This window comes from Streptomyces cacaoi, assembly GCF_006539165.1.
Taxonomy (GTDB): Bacteria; Actinomycetota; Actinomycetes; order Streptomycetales; family Streptomycetaceae; genus Streptomyces; species Streptomyces cacaoi.
Map to the genome: position 1 here is coordinate 1 of NZ_BJMM01000033.1, position 25,810 is coordinate 25,810.

The 25,810-nt window shown below is 75.2% G+C and carries 16 protein-coding genes; 4 read left to right on the top strand and 12 right to left on the bottom strand.

All coding sequences use genetic code 11. The features are described from left to right. Window positions 1-19: 19 nt before the first annotated feature. The 7 genes from SCA03_RS25055 to SCA03_RS25110 form a co-directional block, all read right to left on the bottom strand. On the bottom strand, window positions 20-1,054 hold the full coding sequence (locus SCA03_RS25055) for an HAD-IIIC family phosphatase (protein WP_086815455.1): 1,035 nt from the start codon (window positions 1,052-1,054) through the stop codon (window positions 20-22). Next, complete coding sequence (locus SCA03_RS25060; RefSeq protein ID WP_051846180.1) at window positions 1,044-2,303, bottom strand: acyl-CoA dehydrogenase family protein; 1,260 nt, start codon at window positions 2,301-2,303, stop codon at window positions 1,044-1,046. The genes SCA03_RS25055 and SCA03_RS25060 overlap by 11 nt, the downstream gene beginning before the upstream one ends. Beyond that, entirely contained in the window at window positions 2,300-2,575 is a 276-nt protein-coding gene (locus SCA03_RS25065; protein WP_030888298.1) for an acyl carrier protein, read from the bottom strand. The genes SCA03_RS25060 and SCA03_RS25065 overlap by 4 nt, the downstream gene beginning before the upstream one ends. A gap of 75 nt (window positions 2,576-2,650) precedes the next feature. Further along, on the bottom strand, window positions 2,651-3,628 hold the full coding sequence (locus SCA03_RS25070) for a 3-hydroxyacyl-CoA dehydrogenase family protein (RefSeq protein WP_141275669.1): 978 nt from the start codon (window positions 3,626-3,628) through the stop codon (window positions 2,651-2,653). Then, the gene (locus SCA03_RS35275) at window positions 3,610-10,197 is read right to left on the bottom strand and encodes a type I polyketide synthase (protein ID WP_086816562.1); all 6,588 of its coding nucleotides are present in this window, start codon (window positions 10,195-10,197) and stop codon (window positions 3,610-3,612) included. The genes SCA03_RS25070 and SCA03_RS35275 overlap by 19 nt, the downstream gene beginning before the upstream one ends. 46 nt (window positions 10,198-10,243) lie before the next feature. Beyond that, window positions 10,244-12,010, bottom strand: a complete 1,767-nt coding sequence (locus tag SCA03_RS25105; RefSeq protein ID WP_230988903.1) for a (2,3-dihydroxybenzoyl)adenylate synthase — start codon at window positions 12,008-12,010, stop codon at window positions 10,244-10,246. Further along, window positions 12,007-12,261 (bottom strand): acyl carrier protein, encoded by a 255-nt coding sequence (locus SCA03_RS25110; RefSeq protein ID WP_030886651.1) that lies wholly within the window; start codon window positions 12,259-12,261, stop codon window positions 12,007-12,009. The genes SCA03_RS25105 and SCA03_RS25110 overlap by 4 nt, the downstream gene beginning before the upstream one ends. A gap of 385 nt (window positions 12,262-12,646) precedes the next feature. On the opposite strand from SCA03_RS25110, the gene SCA03_RS25115 reads away from it, so the two are divergent. After that, a complete protein-coding gene (locus tag SCA03_RS25115; RefSeq protein WP_086816564.1) occupies window positions 12,647-13,864 on the top strand; it encodes a DegT/DnrJ/EryC1/StrS aminotransferase family protein in 1,218 nt (405 codons plus the stop codon). 57 nt (window positions 13,865-13,921) lie between these two features. Next, complete coding sequence (locus SCA03_RS25120; protein ID WP_086816566.1) at window positions 13,922-15,112, top strand: FAD-dependent oxidoreductase; 1,191 nt, start codon at window positions 13,922-13,924, stop codon at window positions 15,110-15,112. 235 nt (window positions 15,113-15,347) lie between these two features. Here the strand turns inward: SCA03_RS25120 and SCA03_RS25125 are convergent, their stop codons facing one another. Continuing rightward, window positions 15,348-16,469, bottom strand: a complete 1,122-nt coding sequence (locus SCA03_RS25125; RefSeq protein WP_230988904.1) for a DMT family transporter — start codon at window positions 16,467-16,469, stop codon at window positions 15,348-15,350. Between the two features lie 293 nt (window positions 16,470-16,762). Here SCA03_RS25125 and SCA03_RS25130 point away from each other — a divergent pair, with 293 nt between their 5' ends. Beyond that, a complete protein-coding gene (locus SCA03_RS25130; protein WP_141275670.1) occupies window positions 16,763-17,932 on the top strand; it encodes a carboxylate-amine ligase in 1,170 nt (389 codons plus the stop codon). Window positions 17,933-18,526: 594 nt separating this feature from the next. After that, window positions 18,527-19,858, top strand: coding sequence for a hypothetical protein (locus tag SCA03_RS25135; protein ID WP_230988905.1), 1,332 nt, complete (start codon window positions 18,527-18,529; stop codon window positions 19,856-19,858). Here the strand turns inward: SCA03_RS25135 and SCA03_RS25140 are convergent. From SCA03_RS25140 to SCA03_RS25155, 4 genes are all read right to left on the bottom strand, one after another. Then, window positions 19,788-21,905, bottom strand: a complete 2,118-nt coding sequence (locus tag SCA03_RS25140) for a P-loop NTPase family protein (protein WP_086816694.1) — start codon at window positions 21,903-21,905, stop codon at window positions 19,788-19,790. The genes SCA03_RS25135 and SCA03_RS25140 overlap by 71 nt on opposite strands. A 162-nt stretch (window positions 21,906-22,067) precedes the next feature. After that, entirely contained in the window at window positions 22,068-23,039 is a 972-nt protein-coding gene (locus tag SCA03_RS25145) for an ABC transporter substrate-binding protein (RefSeq protein WP_086816505.1), read from the bottom strand. A 63-nt stretch (window positions 23,040-23,102) separates the two neighbouring features. Beyond that, window positions 23,103-24,596: an enterochelin esterase gene (fes, locus tag SCA03_RS25150; protein ID WP_086816503.1), complete on the bottom strand. Its 1,494-nt coding sequence runs from the start codon at window positions 24,594-24,596 to the stop codon at window positions 23,103-23,105. Continuing rightward, window positions 24,593-25,765: a nucleotide disphospho-sugar-binding domain-containing protein gene (locus SCA03_RS25155; protein ID WP_086816502.1), complete on the bottom strand. Its 1,173-nt coding sequence runs from the start codon at window positions 25,763-25,765 to the stop codon at window positions 24,593-24,595. The genes fes and SCA03_RS25155 overlap by 4 nt, the downstream gene beginning before the upstream one ends. Between the last annotated feature and the right edge of the window lie 45 nt (window positions 25,766-25,810).

The window sequence follows — 25,810 nt, forward strand, 5'->3', positions numbered from 1 at the left end:
CCCCCCCCCCCGCCGGTGATCAGTCGTCGTCGGTGATCAGGCGCAGATAGTCCGGGAGCGGCGGGATCTCGTCGTCCGCCGCGCGCAGGCTGAGCACCTCGCCGTCCCGCCCCTCCTCGGTGAAGCCACCGAGCCGGTAGGCGATGTACATCATGCGGTTGCGGTCCGTGCGCACGAAGTCGGCGTACAGCGGCCGTCCGGCGGCGCGTGCCGTGCGGCGCAGATGGTTCACCATGATGGCGCCCACACCGCGGGACATCACCCGGCAGGACATCAGCAGCAGCCGCACCGTCCACGCCTCGGCGCCGGTCTCCACCAGGGCCAGGCCGATGACGCCGTACGGGCCGAAGCGGTCGGTGAGTTCGGCCACCAGGAGCTGATGGGTGGAGGAGGTGCGCAGCGCGTCGAGTTCGGCGTAGGAGTACGTCCGGCCGGTCGCGTTGAGCTGGTGGGTGCGTACCGTCAGCTCCTCGGCGCGGCGCAGATCCGACTCCCGGGCCGGGGTGATGCGCAGACACATCTCCAGCGACGCCAGGAAGCTCTCCTGGGGCCCCTCGAACTCCTCCTCGGCCTCCTTGCGCCGGGCCGCCGCCTGGTACAGCCGGCGCCGGCCGCGGGCCTCGGTGGTGACGAACTCGGGGTTCAGCTCCGCCCGTTCGGCCAGCTTGGGCACCTCGGTCGCGTCCAGGCACAGCACCTCGGGCAGGGCGTGGCCGACCTCGGCGCGCTCGTAGGGATCGTCGTCGACGAAGACGAACGCGTCGGTCCCCAGGTTGAGTTCGGCCGCGATCTCCCGGATGGCCTGGGACTTGGTGCCCCAGCCGATCCGTGGCGCGAGGAAGTACTCGGCGAGCCCCAGCTCCGTCAGCCGTGCCCAGGCGGCCTCGTGGTCGTTGCGGCTGGCGACGGAGTGCAGCAGGCCACGGCCGTCCAGGGTGCGCAGGGCCTCGTGCACCCCCGGGCGCAGCGTGAGCCGGTCGCCCTCCAGCAGCACCCCGTCCCACACGGTGTTGTCCAGATCCCAGACCACGCACTTCTTCTTCTCACCGGGCATCGTCGTGCGCTCCCCTGTTCTCGGACGGGACCGGCCCTTTGGCGGGTCCGGCCAGTTCCCGGACCACCGACTGCGCGATCACCGTCTGCTGGATCTCGGTGGTGCCTTCGATGATCTCCATGACCTTCGCGTCCCGCAGCAGCCGCTGCACCGGGGAATCGGGGCCGCAGCCGTGTGCGCCGTGCACCTGGACGGCGTCCGCGGCAGCCCGGAACGCGCTGCGCGCCGCCGCGTACTTGGCCGCCCACACCGCTTCGACGGCCTGCGGATCGCGGCTGCCGAGGAGGCGCCCGGCACGCAGGCACATCAGCCGGGCCGCGCCGGTGCCCACGGCCATCTCCGTCAACAGCCGCTGCACCAGCTGGTGCTGGGCCAGTGGCCGGTCGAACTGGCGGCGGGTGGCGGCGTGCCGGGCGGCGGCCTCGACACAGGCCCGCCCCAGCCCCGCGCTGCCCCAGGCGACGCTGTAGCGGCCGGTCTCCAGGGCGTCGGCCGCCACGGCGTTCAGCCCGAACCCGACGCGGCCCACCAGGGCTTCCGCCGGGACCTCGCACCCGTCCAGGTCGACGTGCCCGGTCATCGCGGCCCGGGTGCCGAGCATGCCCGTGACCGGCTCGACGGTGCAGCCCGGGGTGTCCCGCTCCACCAGGAACGCCGCCGGCCCGCCGGGGCACCGGGCGAAGACCAGGAACACGTCGGCGAACTGCCCGCAGGTGATCCAGCGTTTGCCGCCGGTCAGCCGGTAGCCGCCGGAGGTCTCCTCGGCGGTGGCGCGCAGGCCCGCGACGTCGGAGCCCGCCTCGGGTTCGGTCAGTGCGAAGGCGCCGACGGCCGTGCCGCGGGCCAGCGCGGGCAGCCAGCGGTCCCGCAGGGCACGGCTCCCCCAGCGCAGGACGGCCCGGGCCACCATGCTGTGCACGGTCAGCAGGCTCCGCACGGACGAACAGGCGTGCCCCAGTGCCTCGTTGAGGAGGCCGAACGTCACCGCGTCGAGGCCGGAGCCGCCCTGGTCGGCGGGGACCACGGCGCCGAGGTGGCCGCTGTCGGCGAGGGCGCGCACCACCTCGCCCGGCAGCCGCTCCTCCCGGTCCCAGCGGTCGGCGTACGGCGCGACCACGCGGGCGGCGAAGTCCGCGAACCCGGCCTGCGCCGCCCGCTGTTCCCCGGTCAGCTCCAGCCCCTCCGTCCAGGGAGCGGGCGCGGCCGGCCCCGAACCGTTCCGGGTGCCGGGCGGCCCGGGCGCCGTCACGGCTGCGGCGGCGCCCCGGCCGCCGCCTGTTTGCCCGCCACGAACCCGGTGAGGGCCGACACCGAGCAGAAGTTCTCCCGCCGCAGGTCCCCGTCCTCCACCTCCAGACCGAAGGTCTCCTCGACGAAGACGACGAGCTGGAGCAGGAACAGCGAGTTGACGTAGCCCGTCTCGAAGAGGTTCTCGTCGTCGCCTATGTCGTAGCCGCTCAGATGCCGGCCCAAAAACTCCCGGATGCTCTCCCGGGCCTGCGGCTGTGAAGTGTCCGTCACTGGCTCACCGTCCTCCCGCCGCGCCCCGCGGCACCGCACCGTCTCGTCCGTGCGGTGCCGCGGGGCGCGGCCGTGTCAGATCTGCGGGTAGGTGTAGAAGCCCTGTCCGCTCTTGCGGCCCAGCAGGCCGGCGTCGACCATGCGGCGCAGCAGCGGGCACGGGCGGTACTTGCTGTCGGCGAACTCGGCGTACAGGCCGTCGAGGGAGAGCAGCACCGTGTCGAGGCCGATGAGGTCGGCGGTCTCCAGCGGCCCCATCGGATGGCCGAAGCAGCCCTTGAAGAGCCGGTCGACGTCCTCGGCGGCCGAGACGTTCTCGTGCACGGTGAACACGGCCTCGTTGACGGTGAGCATGAGCACCCGGTTGGAGACGAAGCCGGCGGCGTCCGCCACCACCACGGCCTCCTTGCCGATGCCCGCCAGCAGTTCCCGGGCCCGGTCGAGCGTCCCGGGCGAGGTGTGGTGGCCGCGTACCACCTCGACCATCGGCTTGAGCGGCACGGGGTTCATGAAGTGCATGCCCAGGACGCGGTCGGCGCGGCCGGTGGCGGCGGCGACGCGGGTGATGGGGATGACGGAGGTGTTCACCGCGAACAGGCATCCGTCGGCGCACAGCGGGTCGAGCTTCTCGTAGACGCCCCGCTTGACCTCCCAGTCCTCCACCACGTTCTCCACCACCAGCTCCGCCTCGGCCAGCGGTGCGAGATCCCGGGTGAAGGTGATCCGCTCCAGGACGGCGGCCCGGCTCTCCCCCTCTCCCCCGGCGGCGTTCCCCGCCGGTGCGTTCCCCGCCGCGGCCGCACCCGGTGCGGCGCCCTTCGCCGCGGGCGTCTTCGCCGCTTGCGTCTTCGTCGCGGCGCCCGGGCCGGTGCTGCCGCCCGCCAGCATCCGGTGGAAGCGCAGATCCCTGCTGATGCTCCTGCGCGCCCGCTCCAGCGCCTCGTCGTGCACATCGACGAGGACGACGGGGTGTCCCGCCTGGGCGAACGTCTGGGCCACCTGGCTGCCGATGACGCCGGCGCCGACGACCCCGATCACGGGCCGGTTGACCACGGGGCTTCTCCTTCCGATCCGGTGTCACTCGTGGTGCCCGCGCCGCCGTCGGCGACGGGACCTCCTGCGTCGGCGCCGCCGGCTTCTCCGCCGTCCGGCGCGGACAGCCGCCGGGCCAGGTCGGCCACCGTCAGCGACTGGAAGAACTCGTTCATGCTCAGCCGCGCCCCGAAGTCCCCGCGCAGCCGCGCCAGCAGCTGGAGCGCGAGCAGCGAGTGCCCGCCCAGGTCGAAGAACCTGTCGTGGACGCCGACCTGTTCGATGCCGAGCAGCTGGGCCATCAGCCCCGCGAGCCGGCGCTCCGTGGTGTCCCGCGGGGCCACATAGGCGGTGCTCAGCGACGGCCGCGGATGCCGGGGCCCGGCGTCCGGATCACCGGCGGCGGCACCGGCGGCCTCCGGCTCCTCCGCCGCGTCCCCCGCGCGGGGCCCGCCGGCCGGAAGAGCCGGGGCCGCGGTCCCGGACAGCGCCGGCGCGACCGCACCGCGCGGCGAGACCGCCACCTGGGACAGCCGGGGCGCGGCGAGCACCCGCAGGAACGCGCTGGTGCCGTCGTCCGGGTCGATGCCGCGCGCCAGATGGTCGGCGAGCGCGGCGGGGGCCCCGGGTCCCGGCGGACCGGTGCGCCGCACACCGAGGTGCGGCCGGTCCGGCCCCGCGCCGTCGGCGGAGGCGGCGGTGCGCGCGGAGCCCTCCGCGCGCCCGGGGTCCGTGGCGGCCGGGGCGCCGGCGGGAACCGCGGGCTCGGCGGGCTCGGCGGGCTCGGTGCCCGGGCCCCGGTAGGCGGTCAGATCGGGGGCCGTGCCGTCCCGCACCGACCGGAGCCGGTCGGCCAGCGCACCCGGGTCCTTCAGGACGAAGCCCTCGACGCGGGCCAGCAGCCGGCCGTCCGCGTCGAACAGGGTGATCTCCGAGGTGACGGTCTGGCCGGTGCCGGCCCGCTCGTCGCCCGCGGCGCCGGGCCCGGAGAACCGGTGATGGCTGAACAGCCGTGCCGTCAGCGGGGCGTGGAGCCGCAGCCGCCCGTAGGCGAGCGGGATACGGAAGGTCTCGTGCAGATGGATGCCCGGGTAGGCCGCCGCGATGTCCATGAGCGCCGGGTGCAGGGCCAGCGGGCCGAGGTCGGCGGCGAACCGGTCGGGCAGCCGCAGCTCGGCGAGGCACTCGCCCTCCCCGGCCCACATCCGGTGCAGACAGCGCGAGCGCGGCCCGAAGCCCATGGGCCCGGTGGCGCCGGGCGGCGGCAGGGGGCTCATCCGGGCGAGGAGCGCGTCCAGCGCCCCGGGGCCCGGCTCCGGGACGCCGCCGTCCCCGGCCGACTCCCGTACCCGGCCGGTGGAATGGCGGACCCACGGGCCGGTGGACTCCGGCGCGCTGAGGACGTGGAAGGTGGCCGCCGGGGGCTCGGCACCGTCCGGTGTGCCGTCCCACTCCAGCACCGTCCGCACCCGCCGCGTCTCGTGCTCGCCGAGGACGACGGGGGCGTGGAAGGTGACGTCCGCGATCTCGACGGGCGTCGCGTCCCCGGTGGGGCGGCGCAGGGCGAGGGCGGCACGGACGAGTTCCAGATGGCCGGTCCCGGGGACCACCGGGTGGCCGAGCATCCGGTGTTCGTCCACCAGCCAGGTGTCGGCGGCGCTGTAGCGGGCCTCGTGGACGTCGCAGCCGGGCCGCGCGGAGGGGAGCCGGTCGCCGAGCAGCGGATGCCCGGTGGGGTGCGCTCCGGCCGGGGACGGGCCCTCGGGGGCGGACGGGGCGGACGCAACGGGCCCTGAAACAGACGGAGTTGACGTGGCCGGTGCGGCCGGGGCGGATGTGCCGGGCGCCCGGTCGGTGGTGCCGCTGCTGCCGGTGGTGCCGGTGTCCGGCGGGGACGGCTCGGCCGGGGACGGGCTCGCCGGGAGGTGGCCGGACGCCGCGGCGCGTTCGGCCATACCGATGCCCGTCCAGCCGTCCCAGTCGAGGGAGACGACCGTTCCCGTCCCGTGCTCCTCGTCGTGGGCGGCGAGCGCGTCCAGACAGGCGCTGGCCGCACAGTAGTCGGCCTGCCCGGGCGCGCCGGTCAGACCGAGGGTGGAGGAGCACAGGGCGATGAAGGACGGGGAGAGCGGGCGCAGCGCCTCGATGAGGTGGCGGGCGCCGGCCAGCTTGGGCGCGAGGACGTCGGCGGCCACCGAGGGGTCCTTGAACTGGATGACCCCTCCCCCGGCGACGCCCGCCGCGTGCACCGCGCCGTCCACGCCGCCGAAGTGCTTCCGCGCCTGCTCGACGGCGTCGGCGAGCTGCGCCGGGTCGGTCACGTCCGCGCGGACGACCAGCACTTCGGCGCCGGCCTCTTCGAGCGCGCGCACGGCCCGGATCCGGCGGACGGTCTCCTCGTCGGCCCCGCTTCCCGCGCCGCCGTGCTCGGCGCCGTTTCCCGTGCCGCCGTCCTCGGGCCCGCTCCCCGCGCCGCCGCCCGGACCGGGCCCGGGCACCGCGCCGCCGTCCGGTGCCTGTGCTCCGGAGGGTTCCGGCCCACCGTCCGTCCCGCCGTCCGACCCGTCCGACGCCGACACGGGCCACTCGGAGCGCGGCGGCAGCCCGGTGCGGGCCACCAGCACCAGCCGGGCCCTGAACTCCCGGGCGAGCCGGTCGGCGAGGGCGAGGCCGATGCCGCCGAGGCCGCCGGTGATGAGGTAGACGCCGCCCTCGCGCAGGGCCGGGACCTCCGCGTCCGACGCGGAACCGGGCGGGGGCAGCGCCACCGGAAGGTGGGTCAGCGCGTACCGCCGGGAGCCGCGCAGCGCGACGGCCGGTGCCGCGTCCGCGTCGGGGGCGAGGCATTCGGCGAGCACCCGGCGGGCGGACGCCTCCCGTGCCGGAGACTCCCGTGGCGAAGGCTCCCCGGCGCGCGCGTCCCGGCCGTCGCCGCCATCGCCGCCGTCGCCGCCGTGGCCGCCGTCGCCACGCCCGTCACCGCTCCCGTTCCGCGCCGCCGGGAGGACGAGGTCGACGCTGCGGCAGGCGACCGCCGGGTTCTCCATCGGCCAGACCCGGCACATGCCGAGCACGGCGGCCTTGTCCGGGCAGGAGGCCCCGCCGGACTGGAACGCCTGCATCCCGGAGGAGACGACGGTGACCCGGACGGGCGCGGCGTCCTGGGCCGCCTCGCCCCACGCCTGGGCGAGTCGCAGCAGCGAGACGAAGCCGCGGCGCCACACCGGTCCGGAGCCCGCGGGGTCGCCGGGCGCCGCGGGCGGTTCGGTCACGGTCCACAGATGGACGATGTGCCGGGGCGTCACCCCCGCGTCGGCCGCCTCGCGCAGCAGCCGCACCCAGCCGTCCCGGTCGTCCGGGTCGAGGAGATGATCGGCGCCACCGGAAGCGGCGGACTCCCCGGCGCCGTCGGCGCCACCGGCCCGGTCCGCTCCGGGCACGTCCCCGGCGCCCGGAGCGCAGGCGACGGTGAGCACCGGGACCTGCCGCCGCCGCAGTTCGGCCGCGAGCCGGCCGCCGACGCCGCAGTCGTCGACCAGCAGCAGCCACGGCTCCGCCGGGGACGGCGCCGGGACGGCGGGCAGCGGCGGCAGGGCCGTCCACCCGGGCGTCGTGAACCAGCCGTCGAGCCGGTCGGCGGGCGCGTCCCCGGCACCGGCGTGTGCCCGGCCGTCCGGTGCCCTGCCGCGTACGCCGTCCCGCTCCGCCGGTGCGGCGGCGTTCCCGTCTCCGGTGCGCCGGGCCGGTGCCGCTGCCGACGCCGCCGCGCCCGCGGGCGGTTCGGGCCAGTGCCGCCGCCGCTCGAACGGGTAGACGGGCAGCGGTATCCGGGCCGGGCGCTCGTGGCGGTGCACGGCCTCCCAGTCGACGGGCGCACCGGCCAGCCACAGTTCGCCCAGCGTGGTCATCAGGAAGCGGTCCTCGGGCCCGGGTTCGTGCCGCGCGGGCAGCGAGGCCAGGACCCGGACGTCCGCCGCGGCCTCCGGCGGGCGGGCCTGGAGGGCGAGGCTGCCCAGGGTGCGCCCGGGCCCGACCTCCAGGAAGACCCGCCCCGGCCGTCCCCACAGCCGGGCGGCGCCGTCCGCGAACCGGACCGGCCGGTGGAGGTGCAGGGCCCAGTGCGCGGGGTCGCGGGCCTGCTCCGGCGTGATCCAGTCGCCGGTGACGGTGGAGACGTAGGGCAGCCGGGGCTCCCGCAGCGTGCAGGAGGCCACCACGGAGGTGAACTCCTCCAGCACCGGCTCCATCATCGGCGTGTGGAAGGCGTGGCTGGTGCGCACCGGCCGGCTCACCACACCGTCCTCGCGCAGCCGCGCGGCGAACGCTTCGAGGGCGGGCCGGGGGCCGCCCACGACGCTCAGCCCGGGGCCGTTCAACGCGGCCAGGGACAGCTCGGGTTCGTCCGCGAGCCGGCCGGTCAGCTCCGCCTCGGCCAGCGGCACGGCGAGCATGCCGCCCGGGGGCAGCCCCGCGATCAGCCGTGCCCGCTCGGACACCAGGCGCAGCGCGTCCTCCAGGGAGAGGACCCCGGCGAGGCAGGCGGCGGTGAACTCGCCGATGCTGTAGCCGATCAGGGCGTCGGGGACGATGCCCCAGTCCTGCCACAGCCGGGCCAGCGCGTACTCGACGGCGAAGACGGCGGGCTGTGCGAAGCGGGTGTCCGGCAGCCCGTCCTCGGCGTCCGGGTCGTGCCCGGCACGGCCGCGGCCCAGCATGCGCAGCAGATCGGGCTCGCCGTCCGGGGCGCCGCCGGGGTCCGGCCGTGCGGTGCCGGGCCGCCGCCCGGGGTAGAGGCCGGCCAGCAGACGGGTGCCCGGCCGGGTGCCCAACAGCTCGGCGCACCGGTCGAGTTCGCGCCGGAAGACGGGTTCGGTGGCGTACAGCCGCTCGGCCATGCCGATGTGCTGGTCGCCCAGCCCGGGCAGCAGGAAGGCGACCGGCGGCGCCGGTCCTGTGCCGCCGGTGCCGACGGGTCCGGCGTCCCGGCCGGGCAGGCGGGCGGTGGCGCAGCCGGCGTCGTCGGCCAGCGCGGTCCGGGCCGCCGCGGGGGTGTCCGCGACCACCACGGCGCGGTGCGCGAAGTGCCGCCGCCCCCGGTGCAGGGTGTGTGCCGTCTCGGCGAGGCCGGGTGCTCCGGGGGCCGCCAAGTGGCCGGCCAGCCGCTCGCGTACGGCACCCAGCGCGCTCGCGCTGCGCGCGGAGAGCGTGAGCGGATGCCAGCGGCGGGGCTCGGTGCCGTCGGCGGGCGGTGCGCCGGGGTCCGGGGTGCGCGGCGCCTCCTCCAGGATCAGATGGGCGCCGGTGCCGCCGAGTCCGAACGAGCTGACGCCGGCCCGGCGGGGCGCGTCGCCGTCGGACGGCCACGGTTCGGCGGCGACGGGAACGCGGAACGGCGAGGCGTCGAAGTCGATGGCCGGGTGCGGGGTGCGGAAGTGCGGCACCGGCGGGATGGTGCGGTGCCGCAGGGCGAGCACGGCCTTGATCAGTCCGGCGATTCCGGCGGCGGCGTGTGCGTGCCCCATGGTGGCCTTCACCGAGCCGATCGGCCGCCGGCCGCCGGTCCAGTGCGCCTGCCGGTAGGCGCGGGTGAGGGCGTCGATCTCGATACGGTCGCCCATGGGGGTGGCGCTGCCGTGCGCCTCGACGTAGCCGACGCTGTCGGGGTGGACACCGGCCGAGGTCAGCGCGGCCTCGACGATGGCGGCCTGTCCCGCGGTGCTCGGCGCGGTGAAGCCGACCCGGCCGGCCCCGTCGTTGCCGGTCGCGGAGCCCTTGATGACGGCGCGTACGGTGTCGCCGTCGGCCAGCGCGTCGGACAGCCGCTTGAGCAGGACCAGCCCGACGCCTTCGGCGATGACCGTGCCCTGGGCGGCGGCGTCGAAGGAGCGGCAGTGGCCGTCGGGCGAGTAGATGCTCCCCTCGGGCGCGAGATAGCCGGGCCCCTCGCCGGAGCGCACCGTGACCCCGCCGGCCAGCGCGGCGCCGCACTCCCCGGCGCGCAGCGCCTGCACGGCCAGGTGCACGGCGACGAGCGAGCTGGAGCAGGCGGTCTGCACGCTGACCGCGGGCCCCTTCAGATCGAGGACGTAGGCGAGGCGGGTGGCGAGGTAGTCGGCCTCGTTGCCGATGTCGCGCTGGAAGAGGTGGTGCGGGTCCCCGGCGGCGCCCGCTCCGGCCAGGTCGTAGTAGGCGTTGCGGTAGCCGCCGACGAACACGGCGACCGGTCCGGCGAGCCGGCCGGTGCCCGGCGGGTTGCCGCCGTCCTCGAAGGTCTCCCAGGCGCACTCCAGCAGCTGCCGCTGCTGCGGGTCGAGCAGGTCGGCCTCCTTCGGGTTGATGCCGAAGAAGGGCGCGTCGAACAGGTCGGTGTCCGGCAGTTGGGCCTGTGCGGGCACATAGCGCGGGTCGTCGACGAGGTGCGCCGGCGCCCCCGCCTCCCGCGCCTGCTCGCGGGTGAAGAACGAGACGGTCTCCACTCCGGCGACCACGTTGCGCCAGTACGCCTCCGGGCCCTCGGCCTGCGGGAACCTGCATCCGATACCGACGACGGCGATGTCCGGACCGGACGTGGGTGTGGTGCGGGACGTCATGGAGCGTCTCCAGGATGTCGGGGTGCGGAAGCTGCGCGGGCTGCGCTCATCTCCCTTGCGGGGCGGTGTCGGCGACCTGGGCGCGCAGCGCGACGCGGTTCACCTTCCCGACGCCGATCATGGGCAACGCGTCGAGGATCTCCAGGCGTTCGGGCAGCTTGTACGGCGCCAGCCCGCTCTGTGCCAGATGGCGGCGCAGTTCGAGCAGGCCGGGCTCCGGGGCCGGGCCGCCCTCCGCGTCCGCCGCCGGCACGACGCACAGACAGACGGCCTGGCCCCACACCGGGTGCGGCATGGCGACGGCCGCCGCTGCCGCCACCTTCGGGTGGCGCACGATCAGTTCCTCCAGCTCGCCGCCGCTGATCTTCTCGCCGCCGCGGTTGATGACGTCGTCGAGCCGGCCCTCGACGATGAGGTTGCCGGAGGGGTGGAGCCGCACCACGTCACCGGTGCGGTAGAAGCCGTCGGCGGTGAACGCCCGTGCGGTGGCGGCCGGATCGGCGTGGTAGCCGGAGACGGTGTAGGGGCCGCGGGTGAGCAGGCTGCCCGCGGTGCCCGGCGGCACCGGCCGGTCGTCGTCGTCGACGATGCGGATCTCGTCGCCCGGCGAGAGGGGGCGGCCCTGGGTGCCGGCGATGATCTCCGCGGGGTCGTCGAGCGCGGTGCACGCCAGCAGCCCCTCGCTCATGCCGTACATCTGCTGGACGGTGCAGCCCAGCAGCCGCGCGGCCCGCTCGGCGGGCTCCGGCTCCAGCCGGGAGCCGCCGACCTGGAGCACCCGCAGCGACCGGGGGCGCTCGCCGGGCGCCCGCCGCTCCGCCGCTGTCAACCACTGGCCGACCAGGGCGGGCACCAGCGCGCAGTGCGTGACCTGCTCGCGCGCGATCAGATCGAGGGTGCCGTCGGCGTCCTGCGGGGAGCCGAGCACGACATGGCCGCCCGCCGTCAACGTGCCCAGCACACCGGGGCAGTTCCACACGAAGCCGTGCGTGGCCGGCATGACGGCGAGCAGCACGCTCTCGGCGGACAGCCCGACCTGCTCGGAGGCGGTGCGGATCATGTAGCCGTAGCCTTCGTGGTCGCGGGCGATGGGCTTGGGCGGGCCCGTCGTCCCGCTCGACAGCAGGAACACGGCCGGTTCGCCCTCGGCGGGCGGCCCGAGCGGCGCGGGCGCCGGCCCGTCCTCGCGCTCGGGCCGGCACAGCGCGGCCAGATCGACGATCCGGGGGCCGCCGTCCGCCGGCTTCTCCGGCGCCTCGTCCCGGTGCCCGTCCGGCACGGCCGGTACCTCGCCCGGCTGGTGGTCCACGACCAGCAGGGTGTCCAGGCCCGGGCATTCCAGGGCCAGTTCACGGGCGAGTGAGCAGTGGTCGAAGCGGTCCAGACGGCGGGGCACGGCCATGGCGGTCGGCCGCACGATGCGCAGCACATGGGCCAGCTCGCGGCGGCGCAGGCTGGGCAGCGTCAGCACCGGGTGCGCGCCCACGCGCAGGAGCGCCAGCGACAGGACGACCAGCTCCACGATGTTCGGGAGCTGGACGAGCACGGTGTCGCCCCGGGCTGTGCCCAGCCGGGTCAGCCGGGCGGCGGCGCCCTCGACGGCGTCCGTCAACTGGCCGTGCGTGAGCCGGTGTTCGCCTGCCGTGACGGCCGGCCGGTCCGGGCGGGCGGCGGAGCCGGCCAGCACCATGTCCTCGACCCGCTGCCCCGTCCACCAGCCCCGGGCCCGGTAGGCGGCGGCGCGCTCGGCGGTGACGCGCGGCGGTGCCGGGTCCGGGTGCCGGGCGCCGGAATCCTGTGCGGGCTCCGTCACCGCCCGCCTCCCTCGGCGCCGGAAGCCTGTGCCTCCGCGTCCAGGGCCGCGGCGAGTTCGGCGAGGGTGTAGTCGTGTGCGTCCCACAGGTCGACCCGGGTGCCGAAGCGGCGTTCCAGTTCCAGCCCCAGTTCGGTGGTCTCGGCCGAGGAGAGCGCCAACTCGGCGCGCAGCCGGCGGTCGTCGGTGAGGAGTTCCGGCTGGAAACCCAACTCGGCGAGTATTTCTCGTAACTCCTGGATGGCAGCCATGGATCCCACTCGTCCAATCACGCGTCACGACGTCGGTCCGGTGGTCGCAGTGATCTGGCTGGGGCACGGGAACGTGATCGGAAACATCAGCCGGAACACCGGGTCCGGATTCCACCAAGCGCCATCCGACATCGTCAAGGGTGCCCGGGCCGCTTTTACCCGGCACATGCCGCTGCGGGCGGCCGGAAAACGACCATGGCCGAAACCGGGTTCCGACGGCGTTGACGGTCCGGCGGCCCCCATTTACCGTGACTGGCGCCGCGTTCCCATTCCTGTATGCCCGAAGGGCGGAAGACCGTGAACCGTGCGACACCATCGAGCCGTACAGTTCCCTGCCGGCACATCTCCTTATCCCTCGCCCCCGTCCGGTGCGGCCTTTTCTGAGATGGCCCGCCGACGCGACTACGTGGTGCCTGCCGGGCGCAACGGAAGCATTCTCGACGACGCCGAATTGAACGCTCTCCGGGCGCTGGTGGATTCCGGGGAAGTGCTTTCCCAGGGCAGCCGCAGAGCCGAGTTCGAGGAGCGATTACGTGACCACGTCGGCACCCGGCACGCGCTGACCGTCACCAGCGGCACGGTGGCGCTCGATCTGGCCGTGCACCTGCTGGACCTGCGGCCGGGGGACGAGGTCGTCACCACCCCGCAGTCCTTCAAGGCCATGGTCGATCCCCTGCTGGCGCACCCCGTCGACGTCCGGTTCTGCGACGTGCGCGAGGACACCCTCAACCTCGACCCGCACCGGCTGGAGGAGCTGATCACCGCACGCACCCGCGCACTGGTGCTGGTGCACTTCGGCGGGCACCCGGCGGAGATGGACGAGATCCTGCGGATCGCCCGGCGGCACGGGCTGCTGGTGATCGAGGACTGCGCCCACGCGCTGGGGGCGCTCTACCACGGCAGACGGCCCGGATCGCTGGCCGACATCGGCTGCTTCAGCTTCCACACCAGCAAGAACATCACCTCGCTCGGCGAGGGCGGACTGCTCACCTTCGACCGCGACGACTGGGCCGACCGTCTCGACCGCCTCCGGTCCAACGCCACCGACGGCGTCTACCGGGCGGCGCCCGACCGGTTCGGCCAGCCGGACACCGTGCGGCCCTGGATGATGTGGGTGGACGAGTCCTACGAGCAGATCTGCTCGGACGTGCGCCGCCCCGGCGGCAACGCGACGATGAGCGAGGCAGGGGCGGCGGTGGGCACCGTCCAACTGGGCCGTATGGCCCGGCTGGTGGGCAGACGGCGCTGGATCGCCGACCGGATCACCGCGACCCTGCGCGGATTCCCGCAGGTGCGGGTGGCCGAGGCGCCGCCCGGCGTGGAACACGCCTACCACCTCTACACCTTCTTCGTCCGCCCCGGTCACGGCATCGGGCGGGACGAGGTCGTCGCGGCGCTGGACCGGGCCGGTGTGGAGGTGCAGTTGCGCTACTTCCCGCTGCATCTGCGGCCGGAGTGGCGCGGCAGAGGGCACGGCCCCGGCGAGTGCCCGGTGGCCGAGCGTGTCTGGTTCCACGAGCAGATCAATCTGCCCTGCCATCCTTCGCTCACCGACGAGCAGGTCGAGCACATGCTCCGCGCGCTCAAGTCCGCCTTCTCCTGACCGGCCGCGGGGACCGCCCGCGCCCCGGTCCCGACCAACCAGCCAGGAGGGCCAGCAATGAACGACACGGACGGCCGGTACGACATCGTGGTGGTGGGCGGCGGCCCCGTGGGGCTCTCCTGCGCCTGGGAGGCGGCGGAGCGCGGCCACCGGGTGCTGGTGCTGGAGAGCTTCGGTTTTCTGCACGAGCAGGGCGGCAGCACCGGCTCCGAGCGCCACTGGCGGCTCCAGTACACCCAGGAGGACATCTTCCGGCTCACCCTGGAGGCGCTGCCGCTGTGGCGGAGGCTGGAGAGCCGCTGCGAACGGCAGCTGCTGCACGAGATCGGCAGCCTGTGGTTCGGCGACACCGAAGTCCGCACGAACGAGGGGCAGATCCGCGAGACGGCCGCGAACATGGACCGTCTCGACGTGCGGTACGAGTGGCTCACCGCGTCCGACATCGAGCGGCGCTTCGGCTTCCAGGACCTGCCCGCGCACTACGAGGGCTTCCTCCAGCCGGACGGCGGCGCGATCGACGTCCGCGGCACCACAGCGGGGCTGCTGTCCCTGGCCGAGGCGAGCGGCTGCGCGCTGCACGCCCGGGAGCCGGTGCGGGAGGTGCTGCCGGCGGCGGACGGGGTGACGGTCCGCACCGAGCGGGCCGTCTACCAGGCGGAGAAGGTGGTGCTGGCCTGCGGCCCCTTCGTCAACGATCTGCTGGGGCCGCTCGGTCTGCGGCTCGACTACCACGTCTACGAGATGGCGGTGGCCACGTTCCGGCAGCGGTCCTCCACCGGCCCGTCGTCGTCCCCGTTCTGGTTCCTCTTCCAGCAGCCGACCGAGCGGGACACCAACCTGTTCTACGGGTTCGGCCACAACCCGTGGACCAGGGGCGCCCTGGTGCGGTGCGGCGTCGACTTCGAGATGAGCCCGCTGCCGCACCCCTCCAAGGCGACGGGGACGCCCGACGCCTACCAGATGGAGCGGCTCTCCGGCTGGGTCGGCGAGCATCTGCCCGGCCTGGACCCGGCGCCGGTGCGGCAGGGCACCTGCCCCGCCGTACTGCCGGCGGACGAGGAGCGGCAGTTCTTCCTGGACACGGCCGCCGGGCGGATCCCGCACGGCGAACGGCTGGTCGTCTACGGCGCCGGCTGGGCTTTCAAGTTCATTCCGCTCTTCGGCCGGCTCTGTGTGGATCTGGCCGAGAGCGGGACGGCACGGCACGACATCTCCCGCCTGGCACTCGACCCCGCACCGGGTTCCTGATCATTTCCTTCGCCGATCGCCGGGCGGCGGAAGGGGGTGCACCCGGCTATTCCCCGCCGAACGGTGCCGCGTTCACCCGGAATCCGGAAACCGGTACGCACATCCGCTGCCCGACGAACGCACGGCCCGCCGGAGGCATTCACCTCCGACGGGCCGTCCTCGTATTGCGCGCACCTCGGAAAAGAGATGCGGCAGCGCCATCGCTTTTCCGTACGGCCACGGCCGCCGAGGTGCGCTAGGTTTCCGCTCCCGCTTTTTCCCCGTCGGCCTTTTCCGTCTCGCCCGGCGGGCTTTCGTCGTGCCCGGAGGGATCACGCCGCAGACTCAGTACGACGCCCGCCACCACGACAGCGCCACCGAGGATTTGCATTTTCGTCACGGATTCGCCGGCGACGACCACGGCGGAGACGACACCGAAAACAGGAATGGTGTTGAGGATGGTGACAGCTGTGGTGGAGGAGATGCTGCGGAGGCCCACGTTGTAGCAGAGGAAGCCGCCGATGGAGCACACTCCGGCCAAATATGCCATCAGGCCGATGTCGACCGGTGCGAGCCCGCCCCAGTCCCGGTGCTCCGTGAGCGCCGCCGCGGCGAACGCGAGTCCGCCGCCCAGCGTCTGGTAGTAGGTCGCGGTCAGCGCCGACATCCGGGGCCGCCGCGCCACGAGCAGCAGGTTGTAGGCGGCCCAGGCCAGACCGCCCAGCGCGAGCAGCAGATCGCCGAGGAGCCGCTGGCTGCCGGCGGAGTCCGCGTTGTCCCGCACGATCAGCACCACACCGCCGACGGCCAGCGCCATCCCCAGCAGCGCCGCCGGCGCCGGCCGCCGCCGGAAGAGGGCGAATTCCAGCGCGAAGGTCACCACCGGGTAGGAGGCGACGATCAGGGTCGCGTCGGAGGCCGTGGCCAGATCGACGCCGAAGTTCTCCAGACCGAAGTACAGGGTGATGCCGAGCAGCCCGGCCGCGGCCATCTCCAGCCGCTCCCGCACGGACGGCGGCTTCCAGCGCCGTTGCAGCCGTACCGCGACGGCCAGCAGCACGGCGGCCAGACAGAACCGCAGGGCGCCGACGGTCAGCGGCGGCGTCCGCTCCAGCGCGAGCTTGGTCACCGAGAACGAGGTGCTCCAGGCCAGGGCGGCGGCGCCGACGGCCGCGGCGCCCGCCCACGCCCACCGTGCACCGCCGCCCCGCCGTCCCTGCCCCGGCTCCGCGGGCCGTCTCCGTGCCCGCGGGATGCGCTCCCGCACCGTGCGCTTCCCGCCCGCGCCCGCCCCGTCGGCGTCCGCGCCCTCCTCCTGCCGGGCGCGCCGCCGCGCGAGTGCCGTGTACCTGCCGATGACATTGCGCTCGTCCCCCACCTCAAGGGCCCCTTCTGTGGGACTGCTCCGGGATCGCCGGCCGATTCCCCCCGTTTCCCCCGCGCCCCCGGAACTCTCCGGACGGCGAAACGGCTCGGCTCCGACGGAGATTGAAACGGCGCAAAACTACCATGTGTGACCATGCGATCTCTAAGAGTCCGCCGGTCCTGCCGGTCATTCGGCAGGCAGGGAGCCGTGTGCCCGTTCTCCGTCCGGGTACAAGCCGCAGGAGGTGCCGGTCCTCTGCTTCGCGTGCGGGAGGAACCTATGACACGTGACACACGGACGCCACGGTGAGAGCCCAGCGGGCCGCGGCCGGCCCCACGACGGCGGACGGTACGCCCTTCACCCTCGGGGTCGAGGAGGAGTTCCTGCTGGCGGGCTCCGACGAGGTCCCGGCGGTACGGCCCGGGGCGGACGTGCTCCTCGCCGGCGGAGGTACGCACACCTCCGAGGACCCCACGGTGCTGCACGGCGAGCTGCTGACGTCGATGGCCGAGACGGCGACGGGCGTCTGCACCGACCTGGGCCAGGTGCACGAGCAACTGTCCTCGGCCCGCGCCCGGCTGCGCGCGGCGGCGGGCGAGGCGGGCATCCGGCCGCTGCCCCTGGGGACGCCGCGCGTCGCCGGCCCGCCCCGGTCGGCCTCGCCGGGCCCCCACTACGGGCGCATGCGGCGCCTCTACGGCCATCTCGTCACCCAGAGCGAGACCTGCGGATGCCATGTGCACGTGGGGACCTTCGACCGGGAGGCCGCGGTCTGGGCCGCCGGATACGTCCGCCCCTGGCTGCCCACCCTGCTGGCGCTCTCCGCCAACTCCCCGTTCTACAAGGGCGTCGACACCGGCTACGCCAGCTGGCGCACGGTGATGCTCAGCCGCTGGCCGACCCTGGAGATCCCGCCGCACTTCTCCTCGGCCGACGCCTACGACCGGGCCGTGACCGCCCTCCAGCGGGGCGGCGTCCTCCCCCGGGGCTGCAACGCCTACTGGCTGGTGCGCCCCTCCTACCGCCTGCCCACGGTGGAACTGCGGGTCGCCGACACCGCCGCCACCGTCGACGAGGCCGTGCTCCAGGCGGGCCTCTCCCGCGCCCTCGTGCACACCGCGCTCGCCGCCCGCGCCGACGGTGAGCACCCGCCGCAGGTGGACGGCCACATGGCCTCCGCCGCGCTGTGGACCGCCGCCCGGCACGGGGTCCGTGGCCCCGCCCTGCACCCCTTCACGGGGCGCCAGGTGCCCGCCGCCGATCTGGTGTCCGAGCTGATGGCCCTGCTGCGTCCCGCGCTGCGCGCCGCCGGGGACCTGGACACCGTCCAGCGTCTGCTCGCCCGCGTGCTGCGGGACGGTACGGGCGCCGACCGCCAGCGCGCCACCGAACGGTACGGCACCCCCGACCCCGCCACCACGGCGCCCGCCTCCCCCCGGACGACCCACCCGGCCGCCACCCCGTCCCCCTCGTGACCGGGCGGGCTCCCCGCCGGGACGGACCGGAGGCGGGCCGCGGCGGGCGGGCCGCCCGGCGGGTGAGGGCCCGTCGGTGCGGCCCGTGCGCGGCCTGGCTAGGGTGAGGCCGACGTTGATCGCCGATGTGCGGAGTGCGGGGGTGCCGGGTGCGGTCCGAGGCCGCGATACGGGTACCGGTCGGGGAGGGCGCCGAGCGGTGGACGAGCCGCCGGGTGGACCGCCGGGTACTGCTCGTCGTGCACAACGTCACCTCGGCCGGCCGCCTGCTGGACGTACTGCCGCTGTTCCACGACGACTTCCGCGTCCAGCTGATGGTGACCTGCACGGGCTCGTCCGCGTTCGAGGGCGGCGTGCGCGAGCTGTTCGCGGAGCTGGGGCTTCCGGTGCTGCCGTGGGAGCAGGCGCTGGCCACCCCCGTGGACCTGGCGCTCTCCGCCAGCTTCGGCGGTCAACTCTCCCTGATCCAGGGCAAATTGGCTGTTCTTTCACACGGCGTCGGATATACCAAGAAGTTGGCCGGCGGGAGCCGGGAGCCGGGAGCCGGGAGCCGGGAGCCGGGAGCCGACGTTCGGGTTGTCGGCGGAGTGGCTGTTGGCGGACGGCGTGCCGTACGTGGACGCGCTCGTGCTGTCGCACCCCGAGCAGACGGAGCGGCTGCGGCGGGTCTGCCCCGAGGCGGCGCACGCCGCGGTGGTCGCCGGCGACCCCTGCTACGACCGCATGCTGGCCGCCCGGCCCTACCGGGAGCGCTTCCGGCGTGCGCTGGGGGTACGGCGCGGCCAGCGGCTCGTGGTGCTGAACTCGACGTGGAACCCCGAGGGCTTCTTCGGCAGCGGCGGTGAAGGCGACGTCCTGCCGGGCCTGTTGCCGCGGCTGGCCGAGGAGCTGCCGGCCGACGACTTCCGGCTGGCGGCCGTGCTGCATCCGAACATCTGGTACGGCCACGGGCCGGGCCAGGTCCGTGCCTGGCTGGACCGGGCACGGCGGGCCGGGCTGACGCCGGTGGACCCGGTGCACGCCTGGCGCCAGGCGCTGCTGGCCGCCGATGTCGTCCTGGGGGACTTCGGCGCGGTCAGCTACTACGCGGCGGCCCTGGGCACCCCCGTCCTGCTGGGCTCCGCCTCCCGCGAGCGGCTCGACCCCGAGGCCCCGCTGGCGGACTTCGTCGCCCGCGCTCCCCGGCTGGACCCGCACGGCCCCCTGCGCGAGCAGGTGGAGAAGACCGCGGCGGAGCACCGTCCGTTCACCGGCCCGGCGCGGTACACGAGTTCCGTGCCGGGCTCTTCGGCCGCGCTGCTCCGGCGGCACTTCTACCGGCTGATGGGGCTGCCGGAGCCCGCCGCACCCGCCCTGCTGGAGCCGCTGCCGCTGCCGCCGCACGAGCCGCCGCGGCGTACCGCGCCGCTGCACGTGCGTACCCGGGTGCACGGCGGCGAGGTGTGGATCGAGCGCTCCACGGCGCAGCCGTACGACGCCGCGGGCCTGTCGCATCTGGCGGTGCACGAGGAGACCCGGGACCCCGGCGATCTGACGGTGGCCGAGGTGATCGTGCGCGAGGGCCGGCCCGACGACCCCCGGCTGGGCGGTCCGGCGCACTGGACGGCGGAGGTCCTGCGCAGACATCCGCACTGCGGGCTCGCCGCCTATCTGACGGACGCCGACGCCTGCTTCGTACGGGCCCGGGGGCAGGGCGCGTTCCGGCTGACGGCGCTGCCGGAGGCCGACGCCGACCCGGCCGTGTACGCCTCCGCGCTGCACGCGTGGCTGGCGGACGGCGGCACGGTGCCGGACGGCGGGACGACGCTGCGGGTGCACGCGGCCTCGGCGGTGCACCCGGTGGCGGTCGTGCCGGCTACTCCGCTTCCTCGCAGCGCAGACGGAGCCGGGCCAGGTACTCCAGGTGGACGGCCGCTTCCGGGCTGAGCAGCTGTTCGGCCCGGGCGATCTCGGTGCGGGCGCCCGCGGTGTCACCGGCCAGGAGCAGCGTCTCGGCGAGGTCCGTGAGGGTCCGGGCCCGGTTGTAGGCGTCGCCCAGCGCGGCGAAGGAGTCCCGCGCGGCCTCCAGGCGTGCGCGGGCGCGGTCCCACTCCGCCATGCCGCGCAGCGCCCGGCCCTGGTGGCGCTCGATCAGGGCGAGGGCGCGCGGCAGGTCCTCGGCGCCCTCCTCGCCGGGCGCGATCCGCCGGTAGATCCGCTCCGCCTCGATGAACCGCTCGTACGCCTCCTCCGGCCGCAACTCGTACAGCCGCAGCAGGCCGAGCAGTTCGACGGAGGACGCCTCGCCGCGGGTGTGGCCCGCGGTGTGCTCGGCGTCCACGGCGCGGCGTGCCGCCTCCTCGGCCTCCTCCCAGCGCTCCAGTTCGCCGAGGCAGTGGGCGAGCTGGAACTGGAGGGCGCCGGCCGTGCGGGAGCCCGGGTACTGCTCGACGGCGCGGCGTGCGGCGAGCCGCAGCGCGGGCAGCACCTCGTCCCGGTACCCGGCCTTGAGCTGGAGCGGCCACAGTGCGCGGGCGAGCCGCAGGGCGGTCTCGTGGTGCTGGTAGGCGTCGGCGACGAGGACGGCGCGGACCAGGTTCTCCCGGTCGTGGACGAGGGCCTGGAGCCCGGCGGTCTCGTCCGGGAAGGGCTCGTGCGGGCCCGGTGCCGGTTCGGTGCGCCAGCTCTGCGGGAGGGTGGCGTGCGCGGCGTGCAGCGCCCGGTCGAGCAGGCCGTCCAGCGTGCGGGAGACCGCGGCGGCGCACTCGGCGATGCCGTGCTCCGGGCCGGCGCTTTCCTCCAGGCAGCGCCGGACCTCGGGCCGGAACCGGTAGCGCCCGTCGCCTGCCGGGTCCAACAGTTGCCGCTCCACGGCCTCTTCGAGCATGGCTCCGGCCTCGTCCTGTGCCGTGCCGGCGGCCCAGCCGGCCAGCCGGGCGTCGATCAGGGGCCAGTCGCCGAGCGCGGTCAGCCGGCACAGCCGGGCCGCCTCCGGCCGCAGGGCGCGGCAGGCCGCCTGCACCACGCCGCGCATAGGATGCTGCGCCATCGTGCTCTCTCCCTCGTCGGGCACGGGTGACTCCTCGGACAGCAGCCGGGACGCCGCGGCCTTCAGCGCGAAGGCGTTGCCCGCGCAGTGCTCCAGCACGGCGGGCAACTGCCTTTTGACGCGGGCCACTTCTTCCGTGCCGACGGCCCTGCGCAGCATCTTGACGGCGTCGCTCCTGCTCAGCGGCGGTACGGCGATGCGTTCGGCCTCCAGCGCGAAGGGCGGCCCCGAGGCCACCACGAGCAGGAAGACCTCGGGTGTGGCGGGCACGAGGGCGCGGACCTGCGCGGCGGAGGACGCGTGGTCGACGACGATCAACGCGCGGCGGCCCGCGGTGAGTTCGCGGTAGAGCTCCTGGCGCCGGACCTCGCCGGCAGGCAGTTGTGCGACGCCCATCTTCCGCAGCAGGGAGGCCAGCACGGCGGCGGGTTCCGGCCCGTGCTGCCCGGCGGCGCCGCGCAGATCGAGGTGGAAGCGCCCGTCGGGGTACCGCTCGAACTGTTCGGCGCCCCAGTACAGGGCGGTCGCGCTGGTGCCGATCCCCGGCGGGCCGTGCAGCAGGGCGACCCGGGGCCGTCCGCCGGCGGGGCGCGCCGCCTCGCGGGTCAGCTGTCTGCGGGCCCGTTCCCGGTCGACGAAGTCCCGGGTGGCGGGCGGCAGTCCGGGCCCCGGGCGCAGCACCGGCGCCGTGCCGGGCAGGGTGCGCAACAGCAGCGCCCACTCGCCGGCCAGCCGCCCGTCCTCGCCCAGGCGCGCGTGGACCGCACGCGCCAGTGCCTCCCCGTCGGCGGCGCCGGCGGGCAGCGGCGGGGCCTGCCGGCCCAGGGTCCGCCGCACCTGTGCGCCGGTCGTCAGCAGCAGTTGTTTGCCCATCTCGCCGGCCGCGCCGTTCCACACCGCGGTGAAGAACGCGGTGAGCGCGCCCACCGTCACCCCTTCGATCACGACCACCCCTCCCCTGGCACCGGCCTCGGGCCGGACTGTATCCGCAGGACCGGGGCGGCGGACCCACCGCCCCGGTCCACCGTGCCGTACACGGCGGGTTGTTGTCGCGGTGGCCGCCGCCCCGCGCGGGGGCCGACGGGTGCCGGGGGGCGGGGCGGGCCGTCAGTCCGCCAGGTGGGAGGTGAGGTCGTCGAGGACGGCGCGGGCGGCGAGGGGGCCGCCGGAGCTGTTCCAGGCCGAGCCCTCGACGACGACCGCATGGCCCTCGCGTACGGCCTTCAGACGGCCGAAGTTGGGCACCTTCCGGGCCTCGGCGAGGGCCTTCTCGCCGGACTTCTCGTCGCCGAGGGTGCCGAAGAAGAGCCAGTCGCCGTCGATGGTGTCCAGCTTCTCCAGGCTGACGGGCTCGCTGTGGCCGGCGCTCTCGCCCTGCTGGTCCGCCGGCCGCTTCAGGCCGAGCGCCGTGAGCGTGGAGCCGACGTGGCCCCTGCCCTTGCCGACGACGGAGGGCGCCCCGTCCTGCCAGCGGACGACGCTGGTGACGGCCCCGGCGTTCCCGCCGAGCCCGTCCCGGGTGCGGGCCACGTCCCGGTCGAAGTCCTTCAGCCACTTGTCGGCCGCCGCCTTGTCGTCGAGGGCGTCGGCGGTGGCCCGGAAGGACTTCTTCCAGTCCTCGTTGAGCTTCGCGGTGAGCACGGTGGGCGCGATGTCCCGGAGTTTGTCCATGAACCGCTTGGAGCCGGTGGTCTCGTCCAGCAGGATCAGATCGGGGTCGAGGACGGCGAGCTTCTCCAGGTCGGGCTCGGCGACGGTGGCCACGACCTTCGCCTTGTCGGCCTTCTTCGCCAGATAGGTGGACACGCCCTGCTGCCCGCGGCCGGACGTGGCGCCGATGGGCTCGTGCCCCAGGGCGAGCGCCGCGTCCAGGGTGGGCTCGCTCAGGGTGACGATCTTCTTCGGGTTCTCGGGGACCTTCACCTTCTTGCCGTCGGCGTCGGTGACGGTGCGGGTGCCGGACGAGCCGTCGGCCTTCCCGGACGAGCCGTCGTCGCTGCCGCAGCCGGCGAGGACGAGGGCGCTTGCCAGGGTGAGCGCGGCGAGCGTGCCGGGCCTGCGGTACTGGGCGGATCTCATGACGGGAACTCCTGGTGTGTACAAGGGGGTTGAGCGACCGGCGGCCGGTGAACGACCCGACGGTCAGGGGGTGTGCAGGGCGGCGAGGCCGTCGGCGAGTGCGCCGCTCCAGCACACGTAGTCGTGGCCACCGTTGAACTCGGTGTGGGTGACGGCGTATCCGCGCTCGCGCAGCCGGGTGTGCAGGGCGCGCGCCATGGTGGCCATGGCGCCCTCGTGCACCCCGGCGTCGATCCGCAGCCGCAGTCCGGCGCGCACCGGCGCGGTGGTGAACTCCCGGGTGAGCCACTGTTCGCCCTCGCCGGTGTGCGGCGGGATGCCGGGGCCGACACCGGGGTGCCACCACAGCGAGGGCGACTGGCCGATGACGTTGCCGACGCGGTCGCCGCGCTGCCCGAGCCCGGCGTAGAGCGCGGTGAGCCCGCCGAGGCTCTGTCCGGCGACGGTGGTGCGCGCCGGGTCGGCGGTGAGCGGCAGGCGGGCGGCCGCCCAGGGCAGCAGCTCCTCGGTGAGGAAGTCGGTGTACGCCTGCCTTCCGCCGAACTCCCGCATACGGGTGGGGTTGTCGACGGCGTGCGGGGCGAGGACGGCCAGCGGGCGGACCGCGCCGTCGGCGTGCAGATTGTCGAAGAGGTGCTCGGCGCCGAGCTGCCCGAACCACATGTCGCCGTCCAGCAGGATCAGCACGTCCAGCTCGGCGGGCCACGGCCGGGGCGGCAGCCGGACCCACACCTCCCGCTCGGCGCCCAGCGCCCGGGAGGCGAGGCGGTGCCGTGCGACGGTGCCGCGCGCCACCCCGTCCCGGCGGGCCGCCCACGGCTGGGGCGGCGCGTCGGGCAGCGCGAAGACGGAGCCGGGCGGCCCGTGCCAACGGGTGGCCACCGTGTGCGGGTTGAGCGGGTCGCGGACCGCGGAGGGGACCAGCGCGCGGAGCCGTGTCTGCGCCGCGGAAGGCTCCTCGGCGCCCTCACCGGAACCGGGGCCGGGAACGGGAGCGGGCGCGCCGGGGCGGGTGGCCGGGTCACGGTCGGCTGCGATCCGGTAGGAGCCGCGGTGGTCCGAGCGCAGCCGGTAGCACAGGTGCCAGACATCGGTACCGGGGACCCGCTCCAGCAGGCCGGAGGTGTAGTCGGAGCGGTCGATGAGGCGGTTGGCCAGCAGGAGCACGGTGTGCGTTCCGGGCCCGCCCCGCCACAGGAAGGTGACGGCGCGGTGCTCCGGCTCTCCCGGCAGGGGTTCGACGAGCGGCGTACCGGAGTCCGCCACCTCGGCCCAGAACCGGGCCAGTTCGGCCTCGTGTGCGGCCGGGTCGGCGCCGTGGGCGGCGAGCCGTGCGACGAGCCGGGCGATGCGCGGGCTCGGCACCCGGCGGGCCGCGGCGGAGTGGCCGTCCGGCGTACCGCGTGCGGGCTCCCTGCCGTCCAGCACGGCGGCATGCGGTACGGCGGCATGCGGTACGGCGTCCCGGCCCGCGGGGGTGCCGCCCGGTGCGGGGCACGGGCCCAACGGTGCCGCCGGGTCGGGCGCGTGGTGTGCGGCGTCCGCGCAGGGGGTCATGCCGGGCTCCCGTGTGCGGGCGCGGGCCCGGCCGGGCGGCGGATGAGCGCGAGTTGGGTGAGGCGGCCGACGGTCTCGGCGGGGCTGGGCACGGTGGCCATCTCCTCGGCCGTCTCCCGGGCGGCGCGGGCGAGGCCCTCGTCGGTCAGCAGCCGTGCGACGAGCGCGGGCGTGAGGCCCTCCGGCCCGTCGGGGACGAGGCCGCAGCCGCGGGCGTGCACGGCGGCGGCGTTGGCGGGCCGGTCGGCGCCCTGGCCGAGGACGATCTGCGGCAGCCCGGAGTCGAGCGCGGTGAGGGTGGTGCCGGCGCCGCCGTGGTGGACGACGGCGTCGGAGGCGTCGAGCAGCGCGCCGAGCGGGATCCAGGGCACGGGCCGTACGTTGCCGGGGAGTTCGCCGAGGGCGGAGAGGTCGGTACCGCCCAGCGCGAGGACGAATTCGGCATCGGACTCCCGTGCGGCCTCCACGACCCGGGCGAGCGGCGAGATCCCGTCGACGACGGGCTGGACGGTGCCGAGCGTGACGGTGACACGGGGCCTCTCGCGCGGCGCGAGGAGCCAGTCGGGCAGCGCGGCCCCGCCGTTGTAGGGCACGTAGCGCATGAACCAGCGGCGTGGTTCGCGGTTGGTGCTCATGCTGGGCGGGGCGACGTCGAGCCAGGCGGCGAGGGGCGCGGGCCCGTCGAGGCCGTGCCGCGTGTAGGCGTCGGCGAGGGCGTCGTTCATCATGCCCACGTGTGCGCCGGTGTGGCCGAAGCCGACGGCGTGCAGCACGGAGGGGATGCCGAGGCGGGCGGCGACGAGCTGGCCCACGACCCCGTTGGGGGTGTGGACGACGAGGTCGGGCTGCCAGGCGCGGCCGAACTCGACCATGCGGTCGGCCATGTCGTCGCTGAAGAAGGAGAATCCGCGGCCCTTGGCGGGCGCCCCGGCCTCACCGGGGGACGGCGGCCGGCCCCGGCGCTGCTTCTCCATCCGCGCGTAGCGCGCGTCCGGGTCGAGGCCGGGTGCGCAGTCGGCGGCGAGCAGCCCGGCCTCGCGGGTGCGCTGCACGGCGGCGCCGCAGGTGCCGACGAGCACGTCGTGGCCGGCCGCGCGGAGGGCCTGGGCGAGCGGAACCATCGGGTAGAGCAGCCCGAAGAAGGGCGGGCCGGCGAACAGGACGCGCATCGGACCTGCTTTCTGGTGTCGACACCGGACAGGGGCACGGCCGGC

What these genes read in the sequence shown, in the direction of transcription:
- SCA03_RS25055 (WP_086815455.1), bottom strand. Translation starts at nt 1,054, where the DNA reads ATGCCCGGTGAGAAGAAGAAGTGCGTGGTCTGGGATCTGGACAACACC.
- SCA03_RS35275 (WP_086816562.1), bottom strand. Translation starts at nt 10,197, where the DNA reads ATGACGTCCCGCACCACACCCACGTCCGGTCCGGACATCGCCGTCGTC.
- SCA03_RS25110 (WP_030886651.1), bottom strand. Translation starts at nt 12,261, where the DNA reads ATGGCTGCCATCCAGGAGTTACGAGAAATACTCGCCGAGTTGGGTTTC.
- SCA03_RS25115 (WP_086816564.1), top strand. Translation starts at nt 12,647, where the DNA reads ATGGCCCGCCGACGCGACTACGTGGTGCCTGCCGGGCGCAACGGAAGC.
- SCA03_RS25120 (WP_086816566.1), top strand. Translation starts at nt 13,922, where the DNA reads ATGAACGACACGGACGGCCGGTACGACATCGTGGTGGTGGGCGGCGGC.
- SCA03_RS25145 (WP_086816505.1), bottom strand. Translation starts at nt 23,039, where the DNA reads ATGAGATCCGCCCAGTACCGCAGGCCCGGCACGCTCGCCGCGCTCACC.
- fes (WP_086816503.1), bottom strand. Translation starts at nt 24,596, where the DNA reads ATGACCCCCTGCGCGGACGCCGCACACCACGCGCCCGACCCGGCGGCA.
- SCA03_RS25155 (WP_086816502.1), bottom strand. Translation starts at nt 25,765, where the DNA reads ATGCGCGTCCTGTTCGCCGGCCCGCCCTTCTTCGGGCTGCTCTACCCG.